We start from the raw sequence: 21235 nt of genomic DNA on the forward strand, positions 1-21235 counted from the left end.
GGTGTCCGGTGGCGAGGAGTCCGCGGCCACGGTGTCCGGTGGCGAGGAGTCCGCGGCCACGGTGTCCGGTGGCGAGGAGTCCGCGGCCACGGTGTCCGGTGGCGAGGAGTCCGCGGCCACGGTGTCGGGCGGCGAGGAGTCCGCGGCCACGGTGTCCGGTGGCCAGGCGTCGTCCTCCACGGGCAGCACCGGCTCGACCGGCTCGAACGGCTCGACCGGCTCCACCGGTGGCTCGTCCACCGGCGGTGACGAGAGCTGCACCGTCACCCTCGACGGTGCCGAGTGCGTCGAGTCCAACAACACCGACACCGACAGCGTCGGCAACAAGCCGGTCGAGCAGGGCAAGGGCAAGGACGAGCTGGCCGAGACCGGTGCGGCCGAGACCACGTTCCTGCTGCTCGGTGCCGCGACGATGATCGCCGGCGGCATCGGCTTCCGCTTCCTGCCGCGTCTGGCGGGCGGCCGCACCGCCGTCTGAGCCACCGGCTCATGGGCAGGGCACCGCGCAGAGCGTGGAAACACCGCTGAGGGCCCGGGGAGAGCTACACCGCTCCCCGGGCCCTCACGCGTCGACGTCGAGTGGGCCGGTGCCCCTCGGAGCCGTACGAGCGCTTCGGGGTGCCCCCAGCCTCCGGGGGGCCGGGGCTCACGGGCGCGGGCCTGGAGCGGGGCCCTACGCCACCTGCTGGGCCAGCAGCGCCACCGCGCACACCAGCACCACGAGCAGGGCGATCAGCAGCGCCGGGTTCAGCCCGCCGAAAGGCCCCTGGTCCTGCTGGCGCAGGCGCTCACGGCTCGCGCGGCAGACGGGGCAGCGGCCCTCGTTCACGGGCGCCGCACAGTTCGCGCACACCAGTCTGTCGTAGGTCATGCGCATTCCTCCTCCCGCGCGGCGGAACCGTCCCCGGCCGCCCTCGGCCGTACTCTCGCGCCCGGCCGGCTGTCCGCCCGCACAACGCTTCGGGGACCGTGACCGTTCCCCCTACCACTGTGCCAGCTCCGGCGACATTCGGCGCGGCTCCCCGGGGAGTGCGGCGGGAGTGCTTCGCGCGCGGGTCCGGCAAGGGTCACGCGCTGTCGCCAAGAGGGCGCGGAGGGCGCCCGCGCGTCCCGTACGACGGCCCCCCGCCGACGTGTTCCGGCTCATGTTCCGGCATAAATCACCCATCCGAAGACGCCGCCTGCGCGGCCGGGGAGCATTCGCGTAGGGTCACGCACACATATTCCCGGCCGACCATGGTGCCTCCGTGATCCGATTCGACAACGTCTCGAAGACCTACCCGAAGCAGAGCCGCCCCGCGCTGCGCGATATCTCCCTGGAGATCGAGAAGGGCGAGTTCGTCTTCCTGGTGGGCTCCTCGGGCTCCGGCAAGTCCACCTTCATGCGCCTCATCCTCCGCGAGGAGCGCGCGAGTCAGGGCACGGTCCATGTGCTCGGCAAGGACCTGTCGCGCCTGTCCAACTGGAAAGTCCCCCAGATGCGCCGTCAACTGGGCAACGTGTTCCAGGACTTCCGCCTCCTCCCCAACAAGACCGTCGCCGAGAACGTGGCCTTCGCGCAGGAGGTCATCGGCAAGCCGCGCGGTGAGATCCGCAAGGCCGTGCCGCAGGTGCTCGACCTCGTGGGACTCGGCGGCAAGGAAGACCGTATGCCCGGCGAGCTCTCCGGTGGTGAGCAGCAGCGCGTCGCCATCGCGCGGGCGTTCGTCAACCGGCCGATGCTGCTGATCGCCGACGAGCCGACCGGCAACCTCGACCCGCAGACCTCCGTGGGCATCATGAAGCTGCTGGACCGGATCAACCGGACCGGCACCACCGTGATCATGGCGACCCACGACCAGAACATCGTCGACCAGATGCGCAAGCGCGTCATCGAGCTGGAACAGGGACGTCTCGTGCGGGACCAGACGCGCGGCGTCTACGGCTACCAGCACTGAGCGGCCACCAGCACTGAGCATCTGAGCATCGAGTACTGAAAGGACGCCATGCGCGCCCAGTTCGTCCTGTCGGAGATCGGCGTCGGCCTCCGGCGCAACCTCACGATGACCTTCGCCGTCGTGGTCTCCGTCGCCCTCTCGCTCGCCCTGTTCGGCGGCGCGCTGCTGCTCCGCGAGCAGGTCAGCACGATGAAGGACTACTGGTACGACAAGGTCAACGTCTCCATCTTCCTGTGCAACAAGAACGACGCCCTGGACATGCCCAAGTGTTCCAACGGCGCCGTGACGGACGCGCAGAAGAAGGAGATCGACGCGGACCTCAAGAAGATGGCGGCCGTCGACACCGTCACCTTCGAGACGGTCGACCAGGCGTACAAGCACTACCAGGACCAGTTCGGGGACACCCCGATGGCGGGCAACATCACGCCCGACCAGATGCAGGAGTCCTTCCGCGTCAAGCTCAAGGACCCGGAGAAGTACAAGGTCGTCGCCACCGCCTTCGCCGGCAGAGCCGGGGTGCAGTCCGTCCAGGACCAGAGATCGATCCTGGACAACCTCTTCGAGTTGATGAACGGCATGAACGTCGCGGCCCTGTTCGTCATGGCGTTGATGCTCGTCATCGCATTGATGCTGATCGTCAACACCGTGCGGGTGTCGGCGTTCAGCCGCAGACGCGAGACCGGCATCATGCGGCTCGTCGGCGCCTCGGGTTTCTACATCCAGATGCCGTTCATCATGGAAGCGGCCTTCGCCGGGCTGATCGGCGGTCTGCTGGCCTGTGTTCTGCTGATAGGCGCCCGCTACTTCCTCATCGACGCCGGCCTCTCCCTGCAGAGCAAGCTGAACCTGATCGACTTCATCGGCTGGGACGCGGTCATCACCAAACTGCCGCTGGTCCTCGCGATCGGGCTGCTGATGCCCGCGGTCGCGGCACTCTTCGCGCTCCGCAAGTACCTCAAGGTGTGACAAGCGCCCCCTGTGCCGCACGGTGAAGCGTCCGTGCGGCACAGGGGGTTTGTCCTGGGCCGTGTCCGCCCCTTCCCGTCGGGCGGTCGGCGCCCGGCACGGTACCTGGGCCGTGTCTGACCGTGCCCGTCGGGCGGTCGGCGCCCGGCACGGCACCTCGCGGCGTTGTCGTACCGCCCGTGTACATCCAGTACACGGGCGGTCCTTCGCCTTGCGATGCACCGCACCGGACTCCGCCCGCTTCTCCGACGTGCACGGTCAGACACGGCCGGCGGCGTTGTCGGACCGCCCGTGTACATCCAGTACACGGGCGGTCCTTCGTCTTGCGATGCACCGCACCGGACTCCGCCCGCTTCTCCGACGGGAAGGGGCGGACACGGCCTAGACTCGCTGCCATGCAAGGGCCCTTGTACCGGTACGGGCCCCGCGGCCTGCGCCGCGGGGCGGCCTTGACGTTGGTGTTCGCCGGAGTACTCGCCACCGGTGCGGCCACCGGATCGCTTCCGCGCGACGAGCCGGCCAGTGCCGACACGCGGACACGCCCGGCCGCCGCCTCCCTCGTCCCCGTGGACCGCCAGGAGTTGGCGGCAGCCGCCGCCGGGGCCGCCGCGGACGGGAAGTCCGCCGCACAGGCCGCCGAGGAGCTCGTCAGCCGCAGCGGCGACCGCTGGGGCGCGGTCTACGACGAGCGTGAGTACGAGGAGTTCGAGCAGGCGCTCGACGGCTCGTACACCGGCGTGGGTCTCTCGGCCCGCCGCACCGCCGACGGCCGGGTGCGGGTGGCCCGGGTCGAGCCCGGGGGCCCCGCCGACCGTGCGGGGATCCGTGCCGAGGACGTACTCACCACGGTGGACGGCGACCGGACCCAGGGGCGCCCCGTCGCCGAGGTCGTGGCCCAGCTGCGCGGGGACGGTACGCACGAGAAGGCCGGGTCCTCGGTCGTCCTCGGGCTGGAGCGGGGCGGACGCGCCCGGACGGAGTTCCTGCACCGCGCCCGGCTCATGACCGAGCCCGTCACCGTGCGCCGCCTCGGTACCGGCCCCACTCCCACCGTGCTGATCAAGGCGACGGCCTTCACCCGGGGAGCGGGCGGCGAGATCCGCGACGCGGTCCGGTCCGCCCCCGGTGACGCCGGAATCCTGCTGGATCTGCGCGCCAACCGCGGCGGCCTGGTCGGCGAGGCGGTCGTCGCGGCCTCCGCGTTCCTGGACGGTGGGCTGGTCGCCACGTACGACGTGCAGGGGGAGCAGCGCGCCCTGTACGCGGACGGGGGCGGCGACACGACGCGCCCGCTGGTGGTGCTCGTCGACGGTGGCACGATGAGCGCGGCCGAGCTGCTGACGGGCGCGCTCCAGGACCGGGGCCGCGCGGTCACGGTCGGTTCGCCCACCTTCGGCAAGGGTTCGGTGCAGATGCCGAGCGAGCTGCCGGACGGCGCGGTGGCTGAGCTGACCGTCGGGCAGTACCGCACGCCGGGCGGCAAGGGCGTGGAGGGCCGGGGGATCACCCCGGACGTGGTGGTCGGCACGGGGGCCCTGGATCGGGCCGAGACGGTATTGAGTGGCCTCGGGGGTGGGTCGTAGTGCGAAAATGACCGCACTATGGCCAAGGAAAAAGACACCGGGCGCAAGATGATCGCGCAGAACAAGAAGGCGCGGCACGACTACCACATCATCGACACCTACGAGTGCGGGCTCGTGCTCATGGGTACCGAGGTGAAGTCCCTGCGGATGGGCAGGGCCTCGCTGGTGGACGGCTTCGTCCAGATCGACCAGCACGAGGCGTGGCTGCACAACATCCACGTACCCGAGTACGTCCAGGGCACCTGGACCAACCACGCGGCGAAGCGCAAGCGCAAGCTGCTGATGCACCGGGCCGAGATCGACAAGCTGGAGTCGAAGTCCAAGGAGACCGGGCACACCATCGTCCCGCTCGCCCTGTACTTCAAGGACGGCCGGGTCAAGGTCGAGATCGCGCTCGCGAAGGGCAAGAAGGAGTACGACAAGCGCCAGACGCTCCGCGAGAAGCAGGACACCCGTGAGACCAACCGCGCCATCTCGGCGGCCCGCCGCCGGCAGCGCAGCGCGTGAGAGGGCCGCACTCCGGGCCTCCGGCGGGTTCGTGGGGCGCGGTCCCGGGCAGACGGGAAGGGTGACCGGCGGGAATACGCTGGCATCGTCCGGCGTTGGTCACGTACGATGGGCCGTGCACCCCAGCGAGGGTGCGCGTATTGAAAAATCAACATGGGGATGATCGGTTTCGACAGCGGATGTCGAAGCAGGGGAAGCGAGTCGAGGAAGCGACAATGATCTCGTAAACCATATGTCGCAAACAATAATCGCCAATTCCAAGCGCGATTCCTCCGCCTTCGCCCTCGCTGCCTAATTAGCAGCTAGCGAAGACTCTGCGGAGTGTCAGCCCGGGGGTGATCCCGACCCGGATCCTGGCATCACTAAGGGATCTAAACTTCTAAGCCCGGTCACGGGGCCTAGAAGGAAATCAAACAGTGACTGAGCCTGTCGGAGGCTTGTTCGCGTGACCTCCGGGGCCGAGAAAAGCGTAGCGAACTGCACTCGGAGAAGCCCTGGTTCCGCACCGTTGGACGCGGGTTCGATTCCCGCCATCTCCACAACCCCATGTAAACCTCTGCCCCGCGAGTTCGCTCGTGGGGCAGAGGTTTTTCCGCATCCTGTCCCGGTGGGGCAGTTGATGCGTGGATTGGCCGAATCCGTCGTCCCGGCCCATGGGACTCCGTGAAACCTGGAAACGGGCCGCGGCCATGATCCATCATTACGGGCATGTTGATCGAACATGAAGGCGTCTCCCCGACCGTGCACCCCTCGGCCTACGTGGCCCCGACGGCGACCCTCTGCGGAGACGTACGCGTGGGGGCAGGCTGCCGGGTGCTGTTCGGCGCGGTGCTCACCGCCGAGGGCGGCCCGGTGGAACTCGGCGAGGAGTGCATCGTGATGGAGAACGCGGTCCTGCGCGGCACCCGGCGCGACCCCCTTCGGCTGGGCCGGCAGGTCCTGGTGGGACCCGGCTCGTATCTGACCGGATGCACGGTCGAGGACGAGGTCTTCCTGGCGACGGGCAGCCGGGTCTTCAACGGGGCCCGCCTCGGCGCACGTACGGAGGTACGAATCAACGGGATCGTGCACCTGCGCACGGTGCTGCCCCCCGACACGACGGTGCCCATCGGCTGGGTGGCCGTCGGCGATCCGGTCCAGGTGCTTCCGCCCCAGGAACACGAGGCGATCTGGGCGGTGCAGAAGGAACTCGACTTCCCCGGCCACGTCTTCGGGCTCCGTCGGCCCGCGGACGGCGAGAGCATCATGCCGGCGGTCTCGGAACGATTCGGCCGCGCCCTCGGCCGCCACCGCGACGACCGTACGGTGTGAGTCCCCTTCGGCCACAGCCACGGGTCGGCCCCCGCTCCAGGATCAGCGGGGGCCGATTCGACGTGCGCCGTCGTGGCGCGGTCAGATCTGTGCGGTTCCGGCCTTCACGCTGTCGGTGAAGGCGGCACCACCCCGACCGGCGAAGTGGACGAGCCGTCGATCAGTTCGGGTTGTCCCCGTGGGTCAGGGTCTCCCAGGCCACGAAGAGGTTGTTGCTGCCGGCTGGGCGGTTCTGCTCGGTCAGGGCCTGCGTGTTGGTCATCGCGATGCCGAGCCTGTTGTGCAGGGCGTTGTAGCCGACCTCGGTGACGGGGCCGAGGCCCAGGTTCAGGGACCCGCCGCAGAGCCAGCTCGGGACGGCCTGGCCGCGCTGGTACGTGGACTGGAAGCCGAGGGCCTGGCGCAGCCGCTCGCCGACGTCCGTGCCGTAGAGGTCCTGGCCCTGGATGCGGCTGGTCTCCGCGATGTGGGAGATGGCCGAGATGCCGTATCCGGTGTGGGTGAAGTCGCGGCAGGTCTCCTGGGTGAGCCCGGTGACGAAGGTGGACTGGCCCTGCCAGTAGCTGACGATCTTCGCGGTGGTGTCGAGGTTCTGGCTCGGCACGGTCTTGGGCACCGCGCCGTCCGAGGCGAGGTAGACGTACGCCGCGGTGCGGGTGCGGAACTTCGCGATCGCCTTGTCGTAGGAGGTCTTGTCCTCCAGGAAGACGGAGATGCCGACGGCGGCCTCCATCATCGACAGTTCCCAGTTGCCGTTGGAGTTGGAGCCGTTGATGACCTGCGGCAGGTAGACGTTCCGCAACATGGTGGAGAACCGCGCGGAGTTGGACCAGGTGCCGGTGTACGTGTACTTGATGATCTCCGCGGCCTTGGGCCACGAGGAGCCCGCCCAGCCGGTCTGCAACGGGGCGTTGCTGTTGGTGTGGCTCGTGATCGTCGCGGACCAGGCGTCCATCAGCTCGATGGACTTCTTCGCGTACCGCTCGTCGCGGGTGATGTACCAGGCGAGGGCGTCGGTGTACGCGGCGATGGCGTCCTCGCGCTCGTCCGTACAGCCGTTGTTCGGGTTGGAGTAGGAGCCGCACTCGACGGTCGCGCGGGGCTTGGCGGTGCGGCTCAGACTCGCGTAACCGCTCGCCATCATCTGGTCGTACGCGCCCTTCCAGGGCTGCGCACCCGCGTTGACCTTGGTGCGGGCGAAGTCCAGCTGCCCCTGGGAGACCGTGACTCCGGGGTGGGTGAAGGTGGCGGGAGCGGCCTCGGCGCTCGGGGCGGCCGGTCCGGAGAGGAAGCCGACGACGAGTGCGGCGGTCGCGGCGGCCACGGTGAGGAGGAGGGCGGGGCGTCTGCGACCGCGACGCGTCGCGGAGGTGCCCGACGGTGTGGGGGTGACTGGCATGTGGGGGCCATCCGTTCTCGTATGTGAACGATGCGCTGGGGGTTGAACACGCCTGCTGGCCGGTGACCATAGGTACAGACCAGGAAGCCGTCAAGGCTGCGCGTCAGATCCCCAGCTCAACTGTGGTTCATGTACGTGAACTTGTGCATCCCGTGCGGGTCAGCGGGTGGTGAGGGCGCCCCGCCCCGCCCGCCCCGTGCCGAGGGCCGAGACCACGAGCGCGAGTCCGGCGGCGCAGGCGGGCGCGGCGTACCCGGGGATGGTGCCGCCGTGTTCCACCAGCCAGCCGCCGGTGGCGGAGCCCGCGGCGACACCGCCGAGCAGTGCGGTCACCGCGAGCGTCATGCTCTCGTTCAACTGTGCTGCCGGGGTGAGGCGTTGGACCAGTGTCATACCGGTCACCATGGTCGGCGCGGTCGCCGCACCCGCCGCCAGCAGGCACAGCCCGAGGACGAGGAGCGAGCCGGTGGTGGCCACCGCCAGCAGCGGCAGACACATCAGCGCGGTCATCGCGGCGAGGCAGAGCACCAGTCGGCCGGGGAGGTCACGGGCCGGGCGCAGCGCTCCGTAGAGCAGGCCGGCCACGCAGGAGCCGGTGGCCTGGAGGGCGAGTACGGCGCCCCCGGCGTGCGCGATCGAGACGACCTCCATCGTGCCGAAGACCGCTCCCGTCGCCAGGAAGACCGCGAGCAGCGCGGGCATGCCCGGGGAGCGGAACGGGGAGCGCGCCCGGACCGTACGGGGGGCGACCGGCGGTTCCGTGGAGCGCTGGGCGGTGAAGATCAGGATGCCGGTCATCATCAGCACCGCCCCGGTGACCGTGCCCGCTTCCGGGAAGAGCGTGCCGCAGAGGGTGGCGGCGAGGACCGGGCCGAGCATGAAGCAGAGCTCGTCGGCGGCCTGTTCGAAGGAGTTGGCGGTGTGCAGGGCGGCCGGGTCGTTCCGGAGCAGATGCGACCAGCGGGCCCGGGACATCCCCCCGGTGTTGGGGGCGGTGGCCGTGGCGGAGTACGCGACGAAGAGGGTCCAGGTGGGGGCGTCGAGGCGGACGCAGAGCGCGAGGGTGAGGGCGCCGGCCGCGGCGAGAGCGGTCGCGGGCACCGCGATCCGCGCCTGTCCGTACCGGTCGACGAGCCGGGCCGTCAGCGGCGCCACCACGGCCGTCGCCACCAGGCCGGTCGCGGTCACCGCTCCCGCCAGGGCGTACGAGCCCCGCGATCCGGCGATCATCAGCACCGCGCTGACGCTGAACATCCCCATCGGCAGCCGGGCGAGCAGGTTCCCCGCCGTGAAGGCGCGGGCGCCCGGGGTGCGGAGCAGTCGCAGATACGCGTTGCGGGGCGCGGGCGGCCCGGATATGGGGGACGCGGCGGGGACGGGGGCAGGGGAGAGGGAAGGGGAGTGGGGAGTGGAGGGGGCGGGTGAGGCGGGGGCAGCATTCGGCACCCTGACAGCCTCGGCCGCCCACCGCCGTCCGGTCCAACACCGGCCCGCGCCCGATTCACGCACTTGTGTTGTAGATTCCCCCGGTGACCGTCCCCGACCTCGATCCCCGGCTGCTGCGCGCCTTCCTCGCCGTCGCCGAGGACCTGCACTTCACCCGGGCCGCCGCCCGCCTCTACGTGGCCCAGCAGGCGCTGAGCCGGGACATCCGCAGGCTGGAGCGGCTGCTCGGCGCCGCACTGTTCGTCCGTACCACCCGGCAGGTGGTGTTGACCCCGGACGGCGAACGGCTCGTCCCGCACGCCCGACGGGTGCTCGACGCGCATGCCGCGCTGGGCGCCGCCTTCGCCGACCAGGCGGCCCGGCCGCTCCTGGTGGACCTGAACACGGACGGGATGACGGCCGCCCGGGTCCTGGACCGGGCACGCGAACTCGCCCCGGAATGCGAGCTGATGGCGCGCTTCGAGTCCGGCCTCACCTGGGCCGCCGGGGAGATCCTCGCCGGACGGCTCGACGTCTCGTTCGGCCGGGCCGGTGGCCTCGATCCCGCGGTGCGCGCCGGGCTCCACGTGCAGCCGGTGCGCTACGAGCCGATGGCCGTCCTGCTGCCGTCCGCTCATCCTCTCGCGTCACGCGAGGTCGTCGCCCCCGCCGATCTGGCCGGGGAAACCGTCTACGCCGGGGCGGGCAATGCGCGCACCCTGGAGTGGACCGACCTCGCCGCACTCCTTTTCGAAGAGTGGGGCATCCATCTGGCACCGCCCACTCCGCTTGCCGTAGGGGTGGCTGAATTTCAACGAATCATGGCGAAGACGGGACACCCGGTGCTCGCTGTTGTCGGTTTTCCTCCGCTTCCGGGCACCGTGCTCCGCCCTCTCGTGCGCCCCGTCCCGCTCTCGCCGCTGCTGCTGGTCCACCGGAAGGGGATGCGGCACCCCGGTCTGGAGGCTCTCCGTACAGCAGTCGTTCAACTTCAGGCGTCAGAAGGGTGGATGGTACGTCCACCCGGTTCCTGGCTGCCCGAAACGGATGCCGCGGCGATGGTGTCCCAGGGGTGAAGAACAACCCGATCCGGGGACATTGGCGTCAGCATCGTGCGCTACATTCATCAGTCCGGGCACAAGGTGAACGTGGTGCGCGGACGGGGTGGGGACCCAGTCCGACGGCATGAAACCAGTCATTCATGTGTGCCGGAAACATTGAGTGGGGGATGTGCGAACACCTGTGGAAAATTGGCGAGAAGGCACCCGGACCGGGCACAGCCATGAGCCGCACGACGTGACGATCCAGCTGGACGGGCTGGGGCGTCAACTCTCCGAGCTCAAGACCGAACCCGGTACGCCGGAGGCTTCGGACGGCCCCGTCTTCGTGGACGAGAGCGGACGCCGGAGCAAGAACTTCCGAAGGGCCGGCTGGTTGGTGGCCCTGGGCTGTGCCGTCTTCGCCGCCGTCCTCGTCCTCTCCCTCCTCGGCGGCAGCTCGGCGGCGCCCTGGCTGCCGCTCACCAGCCAGGAGCAGAAGAAGAACGACGAGGACAAGGGCGTGGACACGCCCGCCGCGGACCCGTCCGGCTCGGCCGGTGTCGTCGACGTCACCGACCCGGACGCGGCCACCGGCGCGACGCCCGGCGCCGGAGCCACGGGCGCGGCTTCCCCGGGCGCCACCGGCTCGTCGGTGAGTGCCTCCACCGGCGCGTCCGCCTCGGACCCCGCCGCGAGCCCCTCCACGAGCAAGCCCGCCGGATCGTCCGCGACCACCGGCGGCGGATCGAGCCCCAAGCCTTCCGCGTCGGCCTCGGTGACGAAGTCGGCCGACACCCCGACCACGGACCCCGGCGAGCCCACTTCGCCCGCGGAGACGACGAACCCGACCACCGAGCCGCCGGTCGTATCACCAGAAAGCAGCACCCCGTAAATGACTCAGCCCGCACCGCTGGTCAGGAACCGCCGCAAGGCCAAGGCCAGACGTAGATTGCCGCTGCGCTATCTCCTGCCGTTCCTGCTTCTGGTGGCCCTGCTCGCCATGCTCGTGCTGCGCGGTTACGTGAACAGCGAGATCGCCGCCGACCACCGCGTCCGCAACCCCGTCGGCACCGACCAGGTACCCGAGCACATCCTCGACGGCGGTCCCGTCATCGACGCCCGGTCGAAGACCGAGCCCGCCACCTCGGTGCGCATTCCCGACCACCACATCGTGCTGACCTTCGACGACGGCCCGGACCCGGAGTGGACGCCCCGGGTGCTGGACAAGCTGAAGGAGTACCACGCCCACGGCGTGTTCTTCGTCACAGGCACCATGGCCTCCCGGTACCCGGAGCTCGTCCGGCGCATGGTGGACGAGGGCCACGAGGTCGGGCTGCACACCTTCAACCACCCCGACCTCTCCTACCAGTCCACCAGCCGGATCGACTGGGAGCTCTCCGAGAACCAGCTCGCCCTCGCGGGCGCCGCCGGTGTGCACAGTTCCCTCTTCCGGCCGCCGTACTCCTCGTTCGCCGACGCGATGGACGACAAGTCCTGGCCCGTCACCCAGTACATCGGCAGCCGCGGCTACCTCACCGTCGTCAACGACACCGACAGCGAGGACTGGAAGCGCCCCGGCGTCCGGACGATCATCAGGAACGCCACGCCCAAGCACGGCAAGGGCGCGATCATCCTGATGCACGACTCCGGCGGCGACCGCTCCCAGACGCTGGCCGCACTCGACCGCTTCCTGCCCTCCATGCAGGAGAAGGGGTACGAGTTCACCAACCTGACCACCGCGCTCGGCTCCCCGAGCGCGCTCACCCCGGTCAGCGGCGCCGCGCTCTGGAAGGGCAAGACCTTCGTCACCGCGGTGGGCTTCTCCGAGGACGTCACCGGTGTCCTGGTGGCCCTCCTCTCCGTGGTCGGGGTCCTCGTCATCGGCCGCTTCGGCCTGATGCTGCTGCTCTCCTTCGTGCACGCCCGCAGGGTCCGCCGCAGGAACTTCCGCTGGGGCGACGCCCCCGTCACCGGCCGGGTGTCGGTGCTGGTGCCCGCGTACAACGAACGCAAGTGCATCGAGGCGACCGTCCGTTCCCTCATGGCCAGCGACCACCCGATCGAGATCATCGTCATCGACGACGGGTCGACGGACGGCACCGCCGACCTCGTCGAGGACATGCGGCTGCCCAATGTCCGCGTGGTGCGCCAGCAGAACGCGGGCAAGCCCGCCGCGCTCAACAACGGCATCGCGCACGCCCGTTACGACATCGTCGTGATGATGGACGGCGACACCGTCTTCGAGCCGTCCACCGTCCGCGAACTCGTCCAGCCCTTCGCCGACCCCAAGGTCGGCGCGGTGGCGGGCAACGCCAAGGTCGGCAACCGCGACTCGCTGATCGGCGCCTGGCAGCACATCGAGTACGTGATGGGCTTCAACCTGGACCGCCGGATGTACGACGTCCTGCGCTGCATGCCCACCATCCCCGGCGCGGTCGGAGCCTTCCGCCGCACCGCGCTGGACCGGGTGGGCGGCATGAGCGAGGACACCCTCGCCGAGGACACCGACATCACGATGGCCCTCCACCGCGACGGCTGGGACGTCGTCTACGCGGAGAACGCCCGCGCCTGGACCGAGGCACCGGAGTCCGTGCAGCAGCTGTGGTCCCAGCGCTACCGCTGGTCCTACGGCACCATGCAGGCCATCTGGAAGCACCGCGGCGCCGTTTTCGACCGGGGCCACTCCGGCCGGTTCGGCCGCGTCGGCCTGCCGTTCGTCTCCCTCTTCATGGTGGTCGCCCCGCTGCTCGCCCCGCTCATCGACGTGTTCCTGGTGTACGGGCTGATCTTCGGCCCCACCGGCAAGACCGTCGCCGCGTGGTTCGGCGTGCTGCTGGTCCAGGTCATCTGCGCCGCCTATGCGTTCCGGCTCGACAAGGAACGCATGACCCACCTGATCTCCCTGCCGCTCCAACAGATCATGTACCGGCAACTCATGTACGTCGTGCTGCTCCAGTCCTGGATCACCGCCCTCACCGGCGGTCGGCTCCGCTGGCAGAAACTGCGCCGCACCGGCGTCCTGGACGCCCCCGGCGCGGCACCGGGAGCACGCGCCGCCGCGGGTGCCGACCACCGGAGGCCCGTCGGATGAGCTGGAACGAACCCACCCCGAGCGGCGAGGACACCGCGCGACTGCGCGTACCCGCGCCCGCGGCGCACCGCCGCGCCCCCGGGGCCCGTCAGGCGCCCGGAGCCCCCGCGCCGTCACTGCCGTACCCCACCGGGCCCGGCAGCTACCTCGGCGACGGCACCGTCACCGGCTCCGGGGTCCAGGCCCCCGCCCCGCACCACGGGCGGCACGCCGGCGGCCCCGCCGTACCGGAGGCGCCCGAGCCGGCGGACGCCGCCCCGGCGGCCCCGAAGCGGCCCGTCCGCGACCGCTACCTGGACGTGCTGCGTTCCGTCGCCCTGGTCCGCGTGGTGATCTACCACCTCTTCGGCTGGGCCTGGCTGACCGTCCTCTTCCCGTCCATGGGCGTGATGTTCACGCTGGCCGGGTCGCTGATGGCCCGCTCGCTGGCCCGCCCCGCCTGGAGCGTCATCCGCAGCCGGGTGCGGCGCCTGCTGCCCCCGATGTGGCTGTTCTCCGCCGTCGCGCTGCCGATGATGTTCTGGCTCGGCTGGAAGCCCGTGAAGGAGGAGGGGCTCTGGTGGTTCGTCCGCCTGGCGAGCTACGTCCTGCCGGTCGGCTCCCCGCCGTACCCCGAGGAGAGCGGCTCCGAGGGCGGCTGGCTCGAACTCACCTGGGCCGACCAGGCGGCCGGCCCGCTCTGGTACATCCGCGCCTACCTGTGGTTCGTGATCGCGTCCCCGCTGCTGCTGAAGGCGTTCCGCAAGCTGCCCTGGGTGACGATGCTGGCGCCGATCGGCCTCACCGCGATCTTCGGCACCGGGCTGGTCACCATCCCGGGCGCGACCGGTGAAGGCGTCGTGGACTTCACGGTGTTCGCCTCCTGCTGGATTCTCGGCTTCGCCCACCACGACGGCCTGCTGAAGCAGGTCCCGCGCTATCTCGCCGTCTCCTCGGCCGCGATCATCATGGGCTTCGGCATCTGGTGGGCCTCCGGACACCTCACCGAAGAGGGCTGGAACCTCGACGAGATCCCGCTCGCCCAGGCCACCTGGTCCTTCGGGTTCTGCCTGATCCTGCTCCAGTACGCCCCGTCCTGGGAGAAGCTGCCCGGCCGCCTCGCCCCGTACGACGGGCTCGTCACGCTCGCCAACAACCGTGCCGTGACGATCTACATATGGCACAACCTGCTGCTCATGGCGACCGTGCCGTTGATAGACCAGATGTGGCGGATCGGCTGGGTCGACGAGCACCTCGGCCCGTACGCGGACGGCCTCTACACCGGGCTGAGCCTGATCCTGATCTGGCCGCTGATAGGGCTCGCGATCCTGGCCTTCGGCTGGGTGGAGGACGTCGCGGCGAAACGCAGGCCACGGCTCTGGCCGTCCGGCAAGCCCGCCAGGCCGACGCCCGTACCCGCGTCCGCCGGCGGCGGCCACCGGCACTGACGGCCACCGGCGCTCCGTACCCGGAGCGCTCCCGCACGTGACGTCGTTCTCACCGGGCCGCACCCGGCCCGGTGAGAGCAAGGTTGCGCACCGGTCACCTCGGGGCACGGCACGGTAACCCGCCTTCCCTAGCGTCGGAGACAACACCCCGACCCCCCGTGGAGGCGCGTGATGGCTGGCCGTTGGATCGAGCACTGGGACCCGGAGGACGAGACCTTCTGGCAGGAGAAGGGCCGCCCGGTGGCCCGCCGGAACCTCTGGTTCTCCGTCCTCTCCGAGCACATCGGGTTCTCCGTCTGGTCCCTCTGGTCCGTGATGGTCCTCTTCATGGGCCCGGAGTACGGGATCGACCCTGCGGGCAAGTTCTTCCTGATCTCCACCGCCACGCTGGTCGGAGCGCTCGTCCGCGTCCCGTACACCTTCGCCGTGGCCCGGTTCGGGGGCCGCAACTGGACGGTGTTCAGCGCCCTTTCGCTGCTGGTGCCGACCGCCGTCGCGTTCGCGGTGATGGAACCCGGCACCTCGTACGGCACCTTCGTGGCCGTCGCGGCCCTCGCCGGCATCGGCGGCGGCAACTTCGCCTCCTCCATGACCAACATCAACGCCTTCTTCCCGCTGCGCGAGAAGGGCTGGGCGCTCGGCCTCAACGCGGGCGGCGGCAACATCGGCGTCCCCGTCGTGCAGCTCATCGGCCTGCTGGTCATCGGCACCGCCGGCGCCACCCACCCCCGGATCGTCCTCGGCGTGTACGTCCCGCTCATCGTCCTCGCCGCGCTCTGCGCCGCCCGGTACATGGACAACCTCACGCCCGTACGCAACGACACCGGGGCCGCCAAGCAGGCGGTGCGCGAGGCCCACACCTGGATCATGGCCGTCCTCTACGTCGGCACCTTCGGCTCCTTCATCGGCTTCAGCTTCGCCTTCGGCCTGGTCCTCCAGACACAGTTCGGCCGCACCCCGCTCCAGGCCGCCTCGCTCACCTTCATCGGCCCGCTGCTCGGCTCGCTGATCCGCCCCCTCGGCGGCCGGCTCGCCGACCGCCACGGCGGCGCCCGCATCACCCTGTGGAACTTCGCGGCCATGGCGGCGGCCACCGGAGTCGTCGTGTACGCCTCCGACGCCGAGTCGCTGCCGGTCTTCCTCGTCGGCTTCATCGCCCTGTTCGTCCTGTCCGGCCTCGGCAACGGCTCGACGTTCAAGATGATCCCCGGCATCTTCCACGCCAAGGCCGTCAGCCGCGGCCTGCGCGGCGACGCCGCTGCGGCCGAGGGACGGCGGCTCTCCGGGGCGGCCATGGGCCTCATCGGCGCGGTGGGCGCCATCGGCGGCCTCGCCATCAACCTGGCGTTCCGGCAGTCCTTCCAGACCTCCGGCACCGGAACGGCCGCCTTCTGGTCCTTCCTCGCCTTCTACGCGGTGTGCTCGGCCCTCACCTGGGCGGTATACCTTCGCCGTCCGGTGACCGCGCCCGCCCAGGCACCGCTCGGCTTCGCGGAGGTCTGAGCGCGCCCGACGGGCCGCCGACGGCCCCGCGGGGCGGACACCAGGCGTCGAAGGACGTAACGGGCGGGAAATACGGGGGAACCGAGCCTGTCACGCGGGGTTGGCAGTCTCGGTCCACCGCACAGCGGCAGCGACCGCGGGAACGAGAGCCGGGTAGATCACGCCATGCAGGAAGACGAAGCCACACACGGCCCCCTCGCGGGCTTCACGGTCGGAGTGACCGCGGCACGGCGGGCCACGGAGCTCGGCACGCTGCTCCAGCGCCGCGGAGCCCAGGTCGTCCAAGCCCCCGCCCTGCGGATCGTGCAGCTCGCGGACGACAGGGAACTGCTCGCCGCCACCGAGGAACTGATCGCCCAGGCCCCCGACGTCGTGATCGCCACCACCGCCATCGGCTTCCGGGGCTGGGTCGAGGCGGCGGACGGCTGGGGCATCGGCGAACAGCTGCTGGACCGGCTGCGCGGCGTCGAACTCCTGGCGCGCGGACCCAAGGTGAAGGGCGCCATCCGGGCGGCCGGACTCACCGAATCCTGGTCGGCCGCCTCCGAGTCCATGGCCGAGGTGCTGGAAAAGCTCCTCGACGAGGGCGTGGAAGGCCGCCGCGTCGCCCTCCAGCTGCACGGCGAACCGCTCCCCGGGTTCGCCGAGAGCCTGCGGGCCGCCGGCGCCGAGGTCATCGACCTGCCCGTCTACCGCTGGATGCCGCCGCAGGACATCGCCCCGCTCGACCGGATGCTCGACCTCACCGCCGCCCGCGGCCTCGACGCGATCACCTTCACCAGCGCACCCGCCGCCGCCTCCTTCCTCGACCGCGCCCAGACCCGCGGCATGGCCCCCGAGGTGCTCGGCGCCCTCCACGACGACCTGCTGGTCGCCTGCGTCGGCCCGGTCACCGCGCTGCCGCTCCAGGCCCGCGGCATCGAGACCGTCCAGCCCGAACGCTTCCGCCTCGGCCCGCTCGTCCAGCTCCTCTGCGCCCAGCTCCCCACCCGCTCCCGCACCCTGCCGGTCGCCGGCCACCAGATCACCGTGCGCGGCCACGCGGCACTCGTCGACGGGGCGCTGCGCCCGGTGCCCCCCGCCGGGATGGCCCTGCTGCACGCGCTGACCCGCCGCCCCGGCTGGGTGGTCTCCCGCGCCGACCTGCTGCGGGCGCTGCCCGGCAGCGGCTCCGACGAGCACGCCGTGGAGACCGCGATGGCCCGGCTGCGCTCCGCCCTCGGCTCGCCCCGCCTGATCCAGACGGTGGTCAAACGCGGCTACCGGCTGGCCCTGGACCCGGTGGCGGACACCAAGTACGGCGACTGAACCCGGGCCTCGCCCGGTACGGGCGCCCGGAGCGCCCGCGGACCCCGGAGCGCGCCCGCGGACCCCGGAGCGCGCACGAGGGCCGGGGCGCGTACGAGGGCCGGGGCGCCCGGAGCGCGTCCGAGGGCCGGAGGTAGCGTGCCGGGATGACCGACGCCCCGTACCCGCTCTCCGCCGGCAGATACCTGCGCCCCGCCGCCGCCTCGGACGCCCCCGCGCTCGCCGACGCGCTGCTGCGCAGCCGTACGTACATGGCCCCCTTCGAGCCGGTGCGCCCCGACTCCTTCTACACCCCCGAGGGCCAGGCCGAACGCCTCGCCGGCCACCTCGCCGCCGGAGGGTACGCCTGGGTCGCCGTCGACGAGGAGGACCGGGCGGTCGGCTCCTTCACCCTCTCCGGGGTGGCCCTCGGCGCCTTCCGCAGCGCGGTCTTCGGCTACTGGGTCGCCGTCGATCAGGCCGGCCGGGGCATCGCCACCGCGGCGGTCCGCCGGATCTGCGAGCTGGCCGCCGACGACCTCGGGCTGCACCGGGTCGAGGCCGGCATCCTGCTGTACAACACCGCCTCGCGGCGGGTGCTCGAAAAGTGCGGCTTCGAGGAGTTCGGTCTGGCTCCCAAGTTCCTCTACATCGACGGGGAATGGCGCGACCACCGGCTCTTCCAGCGCATCCTGAACGACGAGCCCCCGAAGCTCTGACGGAAGCCGGGGGCCGTGTTTCGGAAGCGGCGCCGTCCGCCCGGAGGCCGGGCAGGCGGGATCTTCGAAACACGCCCCCGCGTCCGACCGGGTCCCGGTACACGATCGGGGCGCCCCGCCTGATGCGCACGGGCCCCCCGTCGCGTACGGTTGACGGCTGCCCAACGCACGTCAGAAAGGGGCCTCGGTGGCCGCGCAGGATGCCGCTGTCGATTCTCTGCGGGACCGCGAGATCGGTGTCGAACAGGATCATCTGGACCGGGTCTACGACCGCCTCGAAGAGAAGATCGACGAGGCTCAATTCCTCATGCACGACGCCGTCAAGCGAGGCCAGGTCGGTACCCCCGGCGCCCTCGCCGAACGGGACGCCCAGGTGTTCCGGGCGGGCATTCACCTCAACCGGCTGCACAACGAGTTCGAGGACTTCCTCTTCGGCCGCGTCGACCTGCTCCTCGGCAAGGACGGCGAGCGCGGACCCGACGGCGCCTTCACCTCGGTCGAGCCCGCCGACGAGGCCGTACGCCCCGACGACACGGCGGACATCGCCGAGACGCTGCACATCGGCCGGATCGGCGTACTGGCGGCCGACTACTCGCCGCTGGTGATCGACTGGCGTGCCCCGGCCGCCGCGCCGTTCTACCGCTCCACCCCCAAGGAACCCGGGCGCGTGGTGCGCCGCCGCGTCATCCGCTCCCGGGGCCGCCGCGTCCTCGGCGTCGAGGACGACCTCATGCGCCCCGAGCTGACGGCGTACCTGGACGGCGAGAAGCTGCCCGTCATCGGCGACGGCGCCCTGATGGCCGCGCTGGGCCAGGCCCGCAGCCACACCATGCGGGACATCGTCTCGTCCATCCAGGCCGAGCAGGACCTCGTCATCCGCGCCCCCGCCGCCTCCGTCACCGAGGTCACCGGCGGCCCCGGCACCGGCAAGACCGCCGTGGCCCTGCACCGCGCCGCCTACCTCCTCTACCAGGACCGGCGGCGGTACGCGGGCGGCATCCTGATCGTCTCGCCGACCCCGCTGCTCGTCGCCTACACCGAGGGCGTGCTGCCCTCCCTCGGCGAGGAGGGCCAGGTCGCCATCCGCGCGGTCGGCTCCCTCTCCGACGAGGCGGCCGGCGTCGAGGGCGCCACCACCTACGACGAGCCCGCCGTGGCCCGCATCAAGGGCTCCTCCCGGATGCTCCAGGTCCTGCGCAAGGCATCCCGGGGCGCCCTGGACCAGCCCGCCCCGCGCACCGCGCCCGCGTCGGCGCCCCGCGAGGACGGCCAGCTCTCCTTCGGCGAGTCGGAGCCCGCGGCCGGCGCCGCACCCGGCGGCGCGAGATCCGCGACCCCGACCCGGCTGCGCGTCGTCGCCTTCGGCGCCCGCGTCGAGCTGGAGGCCGACGAGCTCCAGCGCATCCGCCACAACGCGCTGGGCGGCTCCGCCCCCGTCAACCTGCTGCGCCCGCGCGCCCGCAAATTGCTGCTCGACGCGCTCTGGAGCAAGTCGTCCGGCCGGGGCCGCTACACCGACCCCGAGCTGGCCGCCGAACTCCGCTCCTCCTTCGACGACGACGTCTCCACCGAGACCCCGTTCCTCGAATTCCTGGACGCCTGGTGGCCGGAGCTGACCCCGCGCGGGGTGCTCGCCGCGATGGCGGACGAGAAGCGGCTGGCCCGCTGGTCCCGCCGCGTCCTCAACCAGGGCGAGGTGCGCCGCCTCTCGCGCTCCCTCAAGCGCCTGGGCGCGGACGGCAAGGGCCCCCTCTCCGTGCACGACGTGGCGCTCCTGGACGAGCTCCAGGCCCTGCTCGGCGCACCGGCGCGGCCGCGCAAGAAGCGCGACCTGGACCCGCTCGACCAGCTCTCCGGGCTCGAGGAGCTGATGCCGCAGCGCGAGGAGACCCGCCGCGAGCGGGCCGAACGCCTGGCGGAGGAGCGCACCGAGTACGCGCACGTCATCGTCGACGAGGCGCAGGACCTGACGCCCATGCAGTGGCGGATGGTCGGGCGCCGGGGCCGGCACGCCACCTGGACCATCGTCGGTGACCCGGCGCAGTCCTCCTGGTCGGACCCGGACGAGGCCGCCGCCGCGCGTGACGAGGCGCTCGGCAACCGTCCCCGCCGCCGCTTCACGCTCACCGTGAACTACCGCAACCCGGCGGAGATCGCCGAGCTGGCGGCGAAGGTGCTGGCGCTCGCCATGCCCGGCATGGAGTCGCCGTCCGCCGTCCGTTCCACGGGCATCGAGCCGCGTTTCGCGACCGTGGGCGACCAGGAGCTCGCCGACCGCGTCCGCGAGGAGGCGCGCCGGCTGCTCGGCCAGGTCGACGGCACCGTCGGCGTGGTCGTGGCGATGAACCGTCGCGTCCAGGCCCGCGCGTGGCTGTCCGAGCTGGGGGAGCGCGTGGTGGCGCTCGGCAGCCTGGAGGCCAAGGGGCTCGAGTACGACGCCACGGTGGTGGTCTCCCCGGCGGAGATCGCCGACGAGTCCCCCGCCGGACTGCGCGTCCTGTACGTGGCCCTCACCCGGGCGACGCAGCAGCTGACGGTGATCTCGGCCGCCGCCGACCTGCCCGACGGGGACGGGGTGCCGGACCTGCTGCGCGACTGACGGGCCGCTCGCCGCAAGGGTTTTCCGCCCTGCGGCGGCCCGGTGACCGGGCCGCCGCAGGGGCCCGTACGGCCCCGGGAGCACCCGCCGGGACGTGAACGGCGAGAGTCAACCCGCTGCGGGGGAATCACTTCTCACGGGTGTTTGTTAGCCTGGTGTCGGCACCGGCTCGATCCAAGCCCCCGGGCCCAACCTTCGTCGCTACGAGCGACCTCTTGCCGCGAGGCGAGCATGGCGGGTCGGTGCCGCTCACGTCATGGACAGGCCCGCGTCACCTCACGGTGGTGCGGGCCTGTTCTGCTTGACGGGCACGGTCCCGCACCCCGCCGCACTGTCTCTCGCATCTCGGAAGTGATCTTTCGTACTGCGGCAGTGGTTACCGGCTACTCGCCAGTAGGTGCGACGATCGTGGACGCGTGCGGGGCCGGCCCCGCCGTCTAA

Annotated in this window: 17 protein-coding genes and 1 other RNA gene; 15 read left to right on the forward strand and 3 right to left on the reverse strand. The window is 71.2% G+C overall.

Annotated features, from left to right (window positions below; all coding sequences use genetic code 11):
* A partial coding sequence (locus ACWD3D_RS07625) for an LPXTG cell wall anchor domain-containing protein (RefSeq protein ID WP_451459997.1) occupies window positions 1-478 on the forward strand: 478 nt, incomplete at its 5' end.
* A gap of 195 nt (window positions 479-673) precedes the next feature.
* Here the strand turns inward: ACWD3D_RS07625 and ACWD3D_RS07630 are convergent.
* Window positions 674-871: a hypothetical protein gene (locus tag ACWD3D_RS07630; protein WP_451459998.1), complete on the reverse strand. Its 198-nt coding sequence runs from the start codon at window positions 869-871 to the stop codon at window positions 674-676.
* A gap of 376 nt (window positions 872-1247) precedes the next feature.
* Here ACWD3D_RS07630 and ftsE point away from each other — a divergent pair, with 376 nt between their 5' ends.
* The 6 genes from ftsE to ACWD3D_RS07660 all read left to right on the forward strand — a co-directional run bounded on the left by ftsE (window position 1248) and on the right by ACWD3D_RS07660 (window position 6304).
* Window positions 1248-1937: a cell division ATP-binding protein FtsE gene (gene ftsE, locus ACWD3D_RS07635; RefSeq protein WP_328721403.1), complete on the forward strand. Its 690-nt coding sequence runs from the start codon at window positions 1248-1250 to the stop codon at window positions 1935-1937.
* 48 nt (window positions 1938-1985) lie between these two features.
* Window positions 1986-2903, forward strand: coding sequence for a permease-like cell division protein FtsX (gene ftsX, locus ACWD3D_RS07640; protein WP_387367500.1), 918 nt, complete (start codon window positions 1986-1988; stop codon window positions 2901-2903).
* A 395-nt stretch (window positions 2904-3298) separates the two neighbouring features.
* Complete coding sequence (locus ACWD3D_RS07645; RefSeq protein ID WP_451459999.1) at window positions 3299-4486, forward strand: S41 family peptidase; 1188 nt, start codon at window positions 3299-3301, stop codon at window positions 4484-4486.
* An 18-nt stretch (window positions 4487-4504) separates the two neighbouring features.
* Complete coding sequence (gene smpB, locus ACWD3D_RS07650) at window positions 4505-4993, forward strand: SsrA-binding protein SmpB (protein ID WP_327176063.1); 489 nt, start codon at window positions 4505-4507, stop codon at window positions 4991-4993.
* 155 nt (window positions 4994-5148) lie between these two features.
* Window positions 5149-5535, forward strand: a transfer-messenger RNA (tmRNA) gene (ssrA, locus tag ACWD3D_RS07655).
* A gap of 166 nt (window positions 5536-5701) precedes the next feature.
* Window positions 5702-6304 (forward strand): gamma carbonic anhydrase family protein, encoded by a 603-nt coding sequence (locus ACWD3D_RS07660; RefSeq protein WP_451460000.1) that lies wholly within the window; start codon window positions 5702-5704, stop codon window positions 6302-6304.
* A 160-nt stretch (window positions 6305-6464) separates the two neighbouring features.
* Here ACWD3D_RS07660 and ACWD3D_RS07665 read toward each other — a convergent pair whose 3' ends face one another.
* Complete coding sequence (locus ACWD3D_RS07665; protein WP_451460001.1) at window positions 6465-7703, reverse strand: alginate lyase family protein; 1239 nt, start codon at window positions 7701-7703, stop codon at window positions 6465-6467.
* A 159-nt stretch (window positions 7704-7862) separates the two neighbouring features.
* Window positions 7863-9149 (reverse strand): MFS transporter, encoded by a 1287-nt coding sequence (locus ACWD3D_RS07670; protein WP_451460002.1) that lies wholly within the window; start codon window positions 9147-9149, stop codon window positions 7863-7865.
* A gap of 83 nt (window positions 9150-9232) precedes the next feature.
* Here ACWD3D_RS07670 and ACWD3D_RS07675 point away from each other — a divergent pair, with 83 nt between their 5' ends.
* The 8 genes from ACWD3D_RS07675 to ACWD3D_RS07710 all read left to right on the forward strand — a co-directional run bounded on the left by ACWD3D_RS07675 (window position 9233) and on the right by ACWD3D_RS07710 (window position 20794).
* Window positions 9233-10204: a LysR family transcriptional regulator gene (locus tag ACWD3D_RS07675; protein WP_451460003.1), complete on the forward strand. Its 972-nt coding sequence runs from the start codon at window positions 9233-9235 to the stop codon at window positions 10202-10204.
* A 220-nt stretch (window positions 10205-10424) separates the two neighbouring features.
* Window positions 10425-11060 (forward strand): hypothetical protein, encoded by a 636-nt coding sequence (locus ACWD3D_RS07680; RefSeq protein ID WP_451460004.1) that lies wholly within the window; start codon window positions 10425-10427, stop codon window positions 11058-11060.
* Between the two features lie 63 nt (window positions 11061-11123).
* The gene (locus ACWD3D_RS07685; protein ID WP_451460016.1) at window positions 11124-13259 is read left to right on the forward strand and encodes a glycosyltransferase; all 2136 of its coding nucleotides are present in this window, start codon (window positions 11124-11126) and stop codon (window positions 13257-13259) included.
* A complete protein-coding gene (locus tag ACWD3D_RS07690) occupies window positions 13256-14686 on the forward strand; it encodes an acyltransferase family protein (protein WP_451460005.1) in 1431 nt (476 codons plus the stop codon). Before ACWD3D_RS07685 ends, ACWD3D_RS07690 begins: the two co-directional genes overlap by 4 nt.
* Before the next feature lie 171 nt (window positions 14687-14857).
* Complete coding sequence (locus tag ACWD3D_RS07695) at window positions 14858-16189, forward strand: nitrate/nitrite transporter (RefSeq protein WP_451460006.1); 1332 nt, start codon at window positions 14858-14860, stop codon at window positions 16187-16189.
* A gap of 165 nt (window positions 16190-16354) precedes the next feature.
* Window positions 16355-17497 (forward strand): uroporphyrinogen-III synthase, encoded by a 1143-nt coding sequence (locus ACWD3D_RS07700; RefSeq protein ID WP_451460007.1) that lies wholly within the window; start codon window positions 16355-16357, stop codon window positions 17495-17497.
* Between the two features lie 146 nt (window positions 17498-17643).
* Window positions 17644-18195: a GNAT family N-acetyltransferase gene (locus ACWD3D_RS07705; protein WP_451460008.1), complete on the forward strand. Its 552-nt coding sequence runs from the start codon at window positions 17644-17646 to the stop codon at window positions 18193-18195.
* 187 nt (window positions 18196-18382) lie between these two features.
* Complete coding sequence (locus ACWD3D_RS07710) at window positions 18383-20794, forward strand: HelD family protein (protein ID WP_451460009.1); 2412 nt, start codon at window positions 18383-18385, stop codon at window positions 20792-20794.
* Window positions 20795-21235: the final 441 nt, after the last annotated feature.

This window comes from Streptomyces sp. NPDC002690, from assembly GCF_053592415.1.